Annotated in this window: 8 protein-coding genes and 2 tRNA genes; 9 read left to right on the top strand and 1 reads right to left on the bottom strand. The window is 66.6% G+C overall.

Going from position 1 to position 9,779, the window contains the following annotated elements; translation table 11 throughout:
- From AC1DCZ_RS18860 to AC1DCZ_RS18845, 4 genes are all read left to right on the top strand, one after another.
- A partial coding sequence (locus AC1DCZ_RS18860; RefSeq protein ID WP_476975938.1) for an integrase core domain-containing protein occupies positions 1-145 on the top strand: 145 nt, incomplete at its 5' end.
- Between the two features lie 74 nt (positions 146-219).
- On the top strand, positions 220-825 hold the full coding sequence (locus tag AC1DCZ_RS18855; protein ID WP_476975937.1) for a winged helix-turn-helix transcriptional regulator: 606 nt from the start codon (positions 220-222) through the stop codon (positions 823-825).
- Positions 822-2,174 carry an MFS transporter gene (locus tag AC1DCZ_RS18850; protein WP_476975936.1) on the top strand — a complete coding sequence of 451 codons (1,353 nt, stop codon included), beginning with the start codon at positions 822-824 and terminating at the stop codon, positions 2,172-2,174. The genes AC1DCZ_RS18855 and AC1DCZ_RS18850 overlap by 4 nt, the downstream gene beginning before the upstream one ends.
- Before the next feature lie 112 nt (positions 2,175-2,286).
- Positions 2,287-3,702: a glycosyltransferase 87 family protein gene (locus AC1DCZ_RS18845; protein ID WP_476975935.1), complete on the top strand. Its 1,416-nt coding sequence runs from the start codon at positions 2,287-2,289 to the stop codon at positions 3,700-3,702.
- On the opposite strand, the gene AC1DCZ_RS18840 is transcribed toward AC1DCZ_RS18845, so the two are convergent.
- On the bottom strand, positions 3,703-4,893 hold the full coding sequence (locus tag AC1DCZ_RS18840) for an acyl-CoA dehydrogenase family protein (protein ID WP_476975934.1): 1,191 nt from the start codon (positions 4,891-4,893) through the stop codon (positions 3,703-3,705).
- A gap of 217 nt (positions 4,894-5,110) precedes the next feature.
- Here AC1DCZ_RS18840 and AC1DCZ_RS18835 point away from each other — a divergent pair, with 217 nt between their 5' ends.
- The 5 genes from AC1DCZ_RS18835 (at position 5,111) to AC1DCZ_RS18815 (ending at position 9,636) form a co-directional block, all read left to right on the top strand.
- Positions 5,111-5,764 carry an MOSC domain-containing protein gene (locus tag AC1DCZ_RS18835; RefSeq protein ID WP_476975933.1) on the top strand — a complete coding sequence of 218 codons (654 nt, stop codon included), beginning with the start codon at positions 5,111-5,113 and terminating at the stop codon, positions 5,762-5,764.
- A 456-nt stretch (positions 5,765-6,220) separates the two neighbouring features.
- Positions 6,221-8,392, top strand: a complete 2,172-nt coding sequence (locus tag AC1DCZ_RS18830; protein ID WP_476893976.1) for a DEAD/DEAH box helicase — start codon at positions 6,221-6,223, stop codon at positions 8,390-8,392.
- A gap of 231 nt (positions 8,393-8,623) precedes the next feature.
- A tRNA-Thr gene (locus AC1DCZ_RS18825) sits at positions 8,624-8,695 on the top strand.
- Between the two features lie 62 nt (positions 8,696-8,757).
- Positions 8,758-8,831, top strand: a tRNA-Met gene (locus AC1DCZ_RS18820).
- A gap of 469 nt (positions 8,832-9,300) precedes the next feature.
- Positions 9,301-9,636, top strand: coding sequence for an acyltransferase family protein (locus tag AC1DCZ_RS18815; protein ID WP_476975932.1), 336 nt, complete (start codon positions 9,301-9,303; stop codon positions 9,634-9,636).
- The last annotated feature ends 143 nt before the right edge of the window (positions 9,637-9,779 follow it).

The raw sequence follows: 9,779 nt of genomic DNA, 5'->3' as shown, positions 1-9,779 counted from the left end.
ATGGGCCTACGCCAGGCCCTACACCTCAGAGACCGAACGCGTTGCCGCCTTCGAGCCCTGGCTGCACCACTACAATCACAACCGAGGCCACACCTCACTCAAGGGTCAAACACCCGCTAGCCGCGTCACCAACCTCCGTGGGTAATACATCTAGCCAGGGCTGCATCCCGGCGCGAAAACCCTTAGCTTTCTTCAAGAGAGTCAGCTAAAGTCTTCCGCATGGCACTCCGATCAGACTGGTCCCAGCGGAACTGCAGCATGGCCCGCGGCCTCGACATCCTCGGCGACCCGTGGAGCATGCTCGTTCTTCGCGAGGTTTTCTTCGGCAACGGCCGCTTTGAGGCCATGAAGGCCCGGCTGGGCGCGGCCGATTCCGTGCTCACCAAACGGCTCGCGGCACTCGTGGACGCCGGGCTGCTCGCCCGCCGGCCGTACAGCGACGACGGCCGCACCCGACACGAGTATGTCCTCACCGCCAAAGGCGAGGACGCGTTGCCGGTGCTCAACGCCGTCGTTCTCTGGGCCGAAAAGCACCTCCCCGCGCCGTCCGAACAGGCGCACATGTATGTCATCCACCGCGGCTGCGGGGAACGCACGTCCGCCGCGGACAGTTGCACCGCCTGCGGGGAGCAGCTGACGGCGGGGAACACCAGCTGGCACAGCCTGAGCCGCACACCGGAGCCCGTGCCCCTGGCCACGGCCCCCTCGGGCGGTCAGACCCGCGGCGCCCAACAGGCAGACGCGGCCCAGCACTCCCGCGCCGCCCACCAGACCCGCGGCGCCGCCCCGAACGACACCGCCAAGCAGAACGGAACCGCCGCATGAGCGCCCCCGAAACCACCCGGCGCACCGCGCCCGCACGCCGCCGGATCCATCCGGCCTGGGTCGTGGCCGCCGTCGCGTTCCTCGCACTCGTCGGCGCCGCGGGCTTCCGGGCAGCGCCCGGCGTGCTGATGGTGCCGCTGCAGAATGAATTCGGCTGGTCCACCACAGTCCTCTCGGCAGCCGTCAGCATCAATCTGGTGCTCTTCGGGCTCACGGCACCGTTCGCCGCCGCCCTCATGGAACGCTTCGGCGTCCGCGCCGTCACCTCCGTGGCCCTCGTGCTGATCGGCGCGGGCAGCGCGCTGACGGTGCTGGTCAACCAGTCGTGGCAGATCCTGTTGACGTGGGGGCTGCTGATCGGGCTGGGGACAGGATCCATGGCACTCGTCTTCGCCGCGACCATCGCCAACACCTGGTTCGCCAAGAGCCGCGGCCTGGTGATCGGGATCCTCACGGCCGGGAGCGCCGCAGGGCAGCTGGTCTTCCTGCCGTTCATCGCTGTCCTGGCCCAGGATCCGGGCTGGCGGCAGGCCTCTTTGCTGATTGCCGCCGGCGCGCTGGCCGTGGTGCCGCTCGTGCTGAAGTTCCTGAAGAACTCACCCGCCGACGTCGGGGTGTTGCCGTACGGGGCGGAGCCCGCCGTTGAAGGGGACGGGGAGCAGCCGACCAATGCGGGGACCGCCGCGGAAAACGTTTCGGAAGCCGCGGAACCGCGCCGCAATGCCGCCGTCCGGGCGCTGCAGGTGCTCAAACGGGCCAGCAAGGTGCGGACGTTCTGGGCCCTCCTGGCCGGCTTCGCCATCTGCGGGGCCACCACCAACGGTCTGATCGGCACCCACTTCATCCCCTCCGCCCACGACCACGGGATGACCGAAACCACGGCCGCCGGGCTGCTCGCCGTCGTCGGGATTTTCGACATCCTGGGGACCATCGCGTCGGGCTGGCTCACGGACCGCTTTAATCCGAGGATTCTGCTCGCCGTCTACTACCAGTTCCGCGGGATCGGGCTGCTCGTGCTTCCTTTGCTGCTCAGCGCCACCGTCCAGCCCAGCATGATCGTGTTCGTGGTCATCTACGGCCTGGATTGGGTGGCTACGGTGCCCCCCACTGCCGCCATCTGCCGCCAGGTCTTCGGCGCCGACGGCAGTGTCGTCTTCGGTTGGGTGTTCGCGGCGCACCAGTTCGGTGCAGCCGCGGCCGCCTTGGCGGCCGGGGCCATCCGCGACGCCACCGGCCAGTACACCTACGCCTGGTTCGCCGCGGCGGCCATGTGCACGATCGCCGCAGTGATCAGCGCGACGATCCGCAGGGATGCAGGCAAACGGGAGGCAGTGCCGGTCCCCGCCTGACCGGGCCTGCCTCTGTAGGATGATTTCTCGAGGCGGGGTTCCAACCTCCTTCTTCGGCGGGCCGCAGCTTGCCCTCGCAGTGAGAAGCAGCAGCCAAGTTGGGGGGAAACCGATGGCAGGGCTCGACGCCGAAGATACCCATCCGCCAGCTGCCCGGACCGGCACCGACGGGGGCCGGGGGCCAGGCCCAACCAGCCAACCGGCACGGACCCTTCGGTTCGCCGCGCGGCTGACGGGCTGGGTCCCGGCCGCTCATCTGCTGCGGCTTTCGACGTTCCTGGCCCTGGCCGCCGTGGCACTTGTGGTGTGGACTTGGCTGGGCGCCTGGTCCAAACAGGGCCTCGACTTCAGCGTCTACTGGCATGGCGGGAAGATTCTCAACGACGCCGGCCCGACGCCGTCGGACCTCTACCGCGGCAATATCGACTGGGCCGGCGGCCCTAAGCTGATGTTCACCTATCCGCCGTTCGCCGCACTGATCTTCAGCCTGCTGGCCCGGCTGCCCGAAAAGGTGGCACTGAACTACTTCAACGCCGCCGGGGCCGTTCTGGCCGTGGCGGTTGCCGTGCGTGGAGTCCGGTACTGGAACGGGCAGGCGGACTGGCGGAGCAGTTACCGGCTCCCGGGCAACCGATGGGCTGCGGCCGTGATGGTCCTTGCCGTGCTGAACCTGGGGCCGTGGCGCGAAACCCTCGCCTTCGGCCAGGTCAACATCCTGCTGATGGGCCTCGTGGCGGTGGACCTCCTGGCGAACAACCGGCGCTGGGCCCGCGGATTTCCCGGGAGCGGGTTCCTCGTGGGCGTCGCCGCCGGCATCAAGCTCACTCCGCTGGTGTTCGGGCTGTACTTCCTGATGCGGAAGGACTGGCGCGGACTCCTGGGCATGGGCGCCGGGTTCGCCGCCACCGTGCTGGTCGGGTGGCTGCTGCGGCCCGCCGAATCCCTGCAGTTCTGGCTGGAGATCCTGCCGGACACTTCAAGGATGGGCGGTGCCGGTTACGTGGACAACCTGTCCCTCAAGGGCGCCCTGCTGCATTTCGGAGTCCCCGAAACGGCCGTCACCGTTCCGTGGCTGCTATTGAGCATGCTCACCGTGGGGCTGGCCGCGGTGATCATCAGGACCGCCAGCGATCAGGGCGCCCGAATCGTGGCTATTTCCACGACCGCGCTCACCATGCTGCTGATCAGCCCTGTCTCCTGGTCGCACCACTGGGTCTGGATGGCAGCCGTACTTCCGGCGTTTGCCTGGACGCTGCGCGAGACCCCGCAACGGCTCCGGGGCTTGCGGTGGCTCCTGGGCGGTGTGCTGGGCGTCTCCATCATTGTGTTCTTCTTCTCGCCAAAGACCATCGGCCTGGCGTTCGGCGCGGAGAACCTGGACGTCCAGACACCCGGGCTCTGGATCATGGCCTCCAGTGCCGGCGTGTTCTGCGCCCTGGCCATCATGGTGTGCTGGCTGCTTGCCCTTCGGCACGGCTCCCTTGCCGAGGCCATTGATGCGCAGGAAGTCCAGGACGCTGAAGGATAGTCAGCGGAACGCGGCCAGCCCGGTGATGTGCTGTCCGAGGATCAGGGTGTGGACCTCATCCGTGCCCTCATAGGTCCGTACCGACTCCAGGTTGGCGGCATGCCGCAGCGGCGAATAGTCCAGGGTGATCCCGTTCCCGCCCAGGATGGTGCGAGCCTCGCGGGCGATCCCGATCGCTTCCCGCACGTTGTTAAGCTTGCCCAGCGAGATCTGCTCGGGGCGGAGCGTCCCCGCGTCCTTGAGCCGTCCCAGCTGGAGCGCCAGAAGCGTGCCCTTCTGGATTTCCAGGAGCATGTTCACCAGTTTCTCCTGCGTCAGCTGGTACCCGGCCAGCGGCCTGCCGAACTGCAGCCGCTCCTGGGAATACTTCAAGGCCGCCTCGTAGGAGTCCCGCGCCGCACCCATGGCTCCCCAGGCGATCCCGTAGCGCGCCTCATTCAGGCAGCTGAACGGGCCCCGCAGCCCCCGGGCGGCCGGGAGCAGTGCCTCAGGACCCAGCCGGACGGCGTCGAAAGTGACATCGCACTGGATTGAGGCGCGCATCGAGAGCTTCTGCCCGATCGGGGCCGCGGTCACTCCCGGAGTGCCGGCGGGGACGAGGAAGCCGTGGACGCCGTCGTCGGTCATCGCCCACACCACCAGCACGTCCGCCACGGACGCCAGCCCGATCCACCGCTTCGCACCCTCCAGGATCCAGCCCGCGCCTTCGCCCGTGCCGTCGCGGCGCGCAAAGGTCTGCATCGACGCGGGGTCGGATCCGGCGGTCGGCTCCGTCAGCGCGAAGCTGCCGATCAGCTCGCCGGCGGCCATCCGGGGAAGCCACTGCTGCTTCTGCTCCTCCGATCCCCACTTATGGATGGCCGTCATGGCCAGGGACCCCTGCACGGAGACGAAGGTGCGGATTCCGGAATCGCCGGCCTCCAGCTCCATCGCTGCCAGTCCGTATTCAACGGCGGAGCGGCCGGGGCAGCCGTAGCCCTCCAGATGCATGCCGAGCACCCCGAGTTCGCCCAGCTCCGGCGCCAGCTCGAGGGGGAACACGCCGGCGTCGTACCAGTTCGCGATCCCCGGGCGGATCCGCTGGTTGGTGAAATCGCGGACCCGCTCCCTGACGGCCAGCTCCTCGGCGCTCAGCAGGGAATCGATCGCGAGGACGTCGGATACATCGGTATTTTCGGCATCGTTGCTCATTCCAGCATCCTAATCGTGCCCGTGGAGCCCGGCCGCGGCGCTTCTTACCGGTTGCTTGCGGTAGGCCTGCCAGATCCGGCAGGAATCGCCGGTGTCGCACGGACTTTCCGGGTTGACCGACAAAGCAACCGGGGAGGAGCGCGGCCGCGAGGGGGCTTCGGGAGGAGCTCCCGTCCCCGGCAGGCGGGCCACGGAGCCGCAGGCCTACACTGGTGCCATGGATACCGCATCTGTGCTTGCCGTCTGCCGGGTTCACCAGTTGCTTGAGGATTCGGGCAGCGTGGGCGTGACCGCGATCGACAAACGTTCCGTGGACGGTCCCGTGAGGGTGCACAAGCTGGGCCTTCACGGCGATATCCAGGCGAGCCGGATCCATCACGGCGGCGAAGACCAGGCGCTGTACGCATATTCCCAAGCCGACGCCGATTACTGGGCGGCCGAGCTCGGGCGGGAACTGCCGCCGGGCATCTTCGGGGAGAACCTGCGGATTGCCGGTATTGATGCCTCCGACGCCGTAATCGGGGAGCGCTGGAAGATAGGACTGGACGTCGAGGTGGAAGTGACCTCGCCCCGCATTCCCTGCGCAACGTTCCAGCGGCGCATGGGGGAGCCGCAGTGGGTCAAGAGATTTGGGGACGCCGGGAGGGTGGGCGCCTACCTCCGGGTTGTCCGGACGGGCAGCATCCAGGCCGGTGACCACATCCACCGGATCTTCGTGCCGACGCACGGCGTCACTATCGCCAAATGGTTCACCGATCCCACCCTTGAGGACATGGAGGCACTCAGGGACGCCGACGCCGACGGCGAGATCCGTCTCCAGCCCGAGTACCTCGAGGAATTCGAGAGGCTGCAGCGCCGGTTGGGCGCCTAACCCGCCTCGTCCGGCGCGCGCACAGTTCCGACGGCACAACGCCACATAGCCGCCGACCCGCCGAACCTGGGTGCCTGTGTGCGCAAGCTCACCGCGGTCGCGGGGCCACCGGGTTACCCATGCGCGGATCCATGCCGTACACTTGAAATATCCCCCACTCCGGAAATCCCTTATTTCCTGCCCAATTCTTGAGGCAAGACTGGTAAGTGTTGGGGCCCGCGCAATTGAGATGCGGGCATTTTCATAGGGAGAGCCGGCTAAAGAAAACGCTGTACAGACTGCTGGGATAGCAGCCAAGAGATGCAGCGGGAAGTCCTGCCACGGGATTGCGAAAGCGCCGGGCTTCTATGTGACCGGCCGGTCAAAGTATGCCCGGCACCTTAGTGTCACGCGTACTGCGGCTCCGCTCACCTCGGGTTGTGCCGCTTGGCCCCTATGGATGAGGAAATTTCACCTATGCCCGAAAATCAGAACAACTCCGTCGACACCGAAAACACCCAGGCCGACGTCGAGACTTCTGAAACGGCTGCACCCGCAGCCGGCTCCGCCCCGGAATTCACCGAGGCGCCTGCTAACACCGAGGCTCCGGCCGCTGCCGAGGCTGCCCCGCAGGCCGACACCAAGACGGAACCCAAAACCGAAGCCAAGGCTGTCCCGGCCAAGGACGAGGACGCCAAGGACGAGGACGCCGAAGAAGAAGGCGTCAAGTTCGTTGACCTAGGCATCGACGGCCGTGTCCTGGCCGCCCTGCAGGATGTTGGCTACGAGAAGCCGTCCCCGATTCAGGCAGCAACCATCCCGTTGCTGCTCGAAGGCCGCGACGTCGTGGGCCTGGCCCAGACGGGTACCGGTAAGACTGCAGCATTCGCAGTACCGGCGCTCTCCCGCCTGGCCGAGCTCCACGACCTCAACGGACCGTCACGCAAGACCCAGGCCCTGGTCCTGGCTCCCACCCGTGAGCTGGCCCTCCAGGTTGCCGAAGCTTTCACCTCCTATGCCAAGCACATCGACGACTTCACCGTCCTTCCGGTCTACGGCGGCTCAGCCTACGGTCCCCAGCTGGCCGGCCTGCGCCGCGGCGCCCAGGTTGTCGTCGGTACCCCGGGCCGTGTCATCGACCACATCTCCAAGGGTTCCCTGGACCTGTCCGAGCTCCAGTACCTGGTGCTGGACGAGGCTGACGAGATGCTCCGCATGGGCTTCGCCGAAGACGTGGAGCAGATCTTCCAGCAGACCCCCGCGGGCCGCCAGGTTGCGTTGTTCTCCGCCACGATGCCGAGCCAGATCCGCCGTCTGTCCAAGCAGTACCTGAATAACCCGGCCGAGGTGCAGGTCAAGTCCAAGACCACGACCGGCGCCAACACGCGCCAGCGCTACCTGCAGGTCATGGGCCCGCACAAGCTCGACGCTCTGACCCGCATCCTCGAGGTCGAAGAGTTCGAAGGCGTCATCGCCTTCGTGCGGACCAAAATGGCCACCGAGGATCTCGCCGACAAGCTGCGTTCACGCGGCTTCCAGGCTGCCGCCATCAACGGTGACATCCCGCAGCAGCAGCGTGAGCGCACGGTTGAGGCCCTGCGTGACGGCAAGATCGACATCCTGGTCGCCACCGACGTCGCCGCCCGAGGTCTCGACGTCGAGCGCGTCAGCCACGTGGTCAACTACGACATCCCGCACGACACGGAGTCCTACGTCCACCGCATCGGCCGCACCGGCCGCGCGGGCCGTTCCGGCGACGCGATCCTGTTCATGACGCCGCGGGAGAAGTACCTGCTGCGTTCCATCGAGAAGGCCACGCGCCAGCCGGTGGAGCAGATGCACCTGCCCACCGCCGAGTCGGTCAACACGCTGCGCCTGGGCAAGTTCGCTGAGAAGATCACCGAGACCCTCGCGTCCGAGGACGTGGCAGCCTTCCGCGACCTCATCGCTTCCTACGAGGAAGAGCACAACGTCCCGGCGTCGGAGATCGCTGCCGCACTGGCCGTCATGGCCCAGGGCGGCCAGCCGCTCCTGGTCAAGGAACTGCCCGCAGCTCCTGAATTCCAGAAGCGCGAGCGCGCCAAGGACGGGTTCGGCTCACGCGGGCCGACCCGCACCCTGACCGAGGGCAACGCCACCTACCGGATCGCCGTCGGACGCCGTCAGCGCGTCATGCCGGGCTCCATCGTTGGCGCCATCGCCAACGAGGGCGGCATCTCCTCGGCCCAGATCGGCGGCATCGACATCCGTGCGGACCACTCCCTCGTGGAGCTGCCGGCGGACCTGAGCGCCGACCAGCTGAAGGCTCTGTCCCGCACCCGGATCGGCGGCGAGCTGATCCACCTCGAGCTGGACAACGGCCGCAAGCCTTCGGGCGAACGCGGCAGCTACCAGGGTGGCGGCCAGGGCGGCAGCCGCGGCGGCTACTCCGGCGGCGAGCGTGGCGGCAACTTCAAGGGCAACGGCGGCTTCAAGCGCGAATTCCGCAAGAGCGACGGCGAGCGCGGCGGCTATGCCGGCGGCGGCGAGCGGTCCTCCGCGGACCGTGGCGGACGCTCCTTCAGCGACCGCGCCGAGCGCGGCGTCTCCTCCGACGCGGCCCGCAAGCCGCGCACTGAAGGTGGCTTCAAGCCCCGGAACAAGTGGTAACCACTAGTTTCTAGCTTCTGAGAACGGGCCGGCACCAAGCCGGCCCGTTCTTGTTTAAGTTCGCTTCGTCACACCTTCCGTTCCGGCCCGCCGCCTGCCCAAGGCCGTGGGCGTTTTCTGGCCCGTTTGCGCCCGTCTTTCAGGCGTTTTCACGACGGTTCCGGGGCGTTGCGGGCTGTCTCGTCGCCGATTTGTTGGTGGGCCAATCTTCCGGTAAAGTATTTACTCGTTGCCCCCCTAGCTCAGTGGTAGAGCGCGTTCTTGGTAAGAACGAGGTCACCGGATCGATTCCGGTGGGGGGCTCTGAATGAGGGCCTGTGTCAAGGCGGTTTTTGACCGGCTTCGCGCAGGTTTTCCTCATTTATGGCGGTGTAGCTCAGTTGGTTAGAGCGCACGACTCATAATCGTGAGGTCGGGAGATCGAGCCTCCCCACCGCTACAGAACAGATCCCGCAGGCCCAGCCTGCGGGATCTTTTTTTGTCTCCCGGCTACCCGCGTTGAGCTGTCACTCGGCGTCGTTTTGAGCGTCCAGGACGACACCGCCTGATAGCGCAACGTGTGCCGGGGGCGACGTTGCGTGGCCGACGCGCTCCGCCTGCCAGGCCAAGGCGGCCGCTCACGTATGATTATCGATTGTTGCCTGCCCCTAGTGGCAGCGCCTGTGCCCGCCGGCCGTTTGGCCGCGCGGATGAGAGTGCGCACACCATGAAGATTGTTTGGAATCGCTGTGCCTTACGACTGAGTTCTTTCTTCAGTCGGGGCGTTGTATGCCGTTCACCGTCCGATGGCTGCGTCGAAAGGAATCATGTCAGTATCGGTTGACCTACCCGACGCCAATCCGGCCTCTCCGTCCCGAACAAGGGCCGGCACGGCACGCCGGCCTGGTTTCAGGACTGATATTCAGGCGTTGAGGGCAGTTGCCGTCGGGCTGGTGGTCCTCAATCACCTTTGGCCCCAGCGTCTCTCCGGCGGTTACGTCGGAGTGGACGTCTTTTTCGTCATTTCCGGTTTCCTGATCACCTCACACCTTGCGAAGGAACTTCGGGCCAGCGGCCGAATACGACTAGCGGCTTTCTACGCCCGCCGTGTCAGGCGCCTCATTCCGGCGGCCTTCTTGGTTCTCATCACGTCTTTGCTGCTCGCCGGGATGCTGCTGCCGTACACGCGGTGGAACGCAACGATCCAGGAGGTTCTTGGAAGTACCTTCTACATCGAGAACTGGTTGCTGGCCGCCAAATGTTAGCGGCCATGAAAAACTGCCCGTAGGCGGCCACGGAACTGCCCACTGACGGCCAGGAAAACTGCCCGTCGGTGGCCATGAGATCTGCCCACTTCCTTACTGAACCCGACCGCTTCAGCGGCGGGAGCCTCTCCCCGGGGTTTGAT

The sequence above is a fragment of the Arthrobacter sp. 10N418 genome (assembly GCF_056394725.1).
Note: the sequence above shows the minus strand (reverse complement) of the source record. Positions and strands in the feature narration are given on the sequence as shown.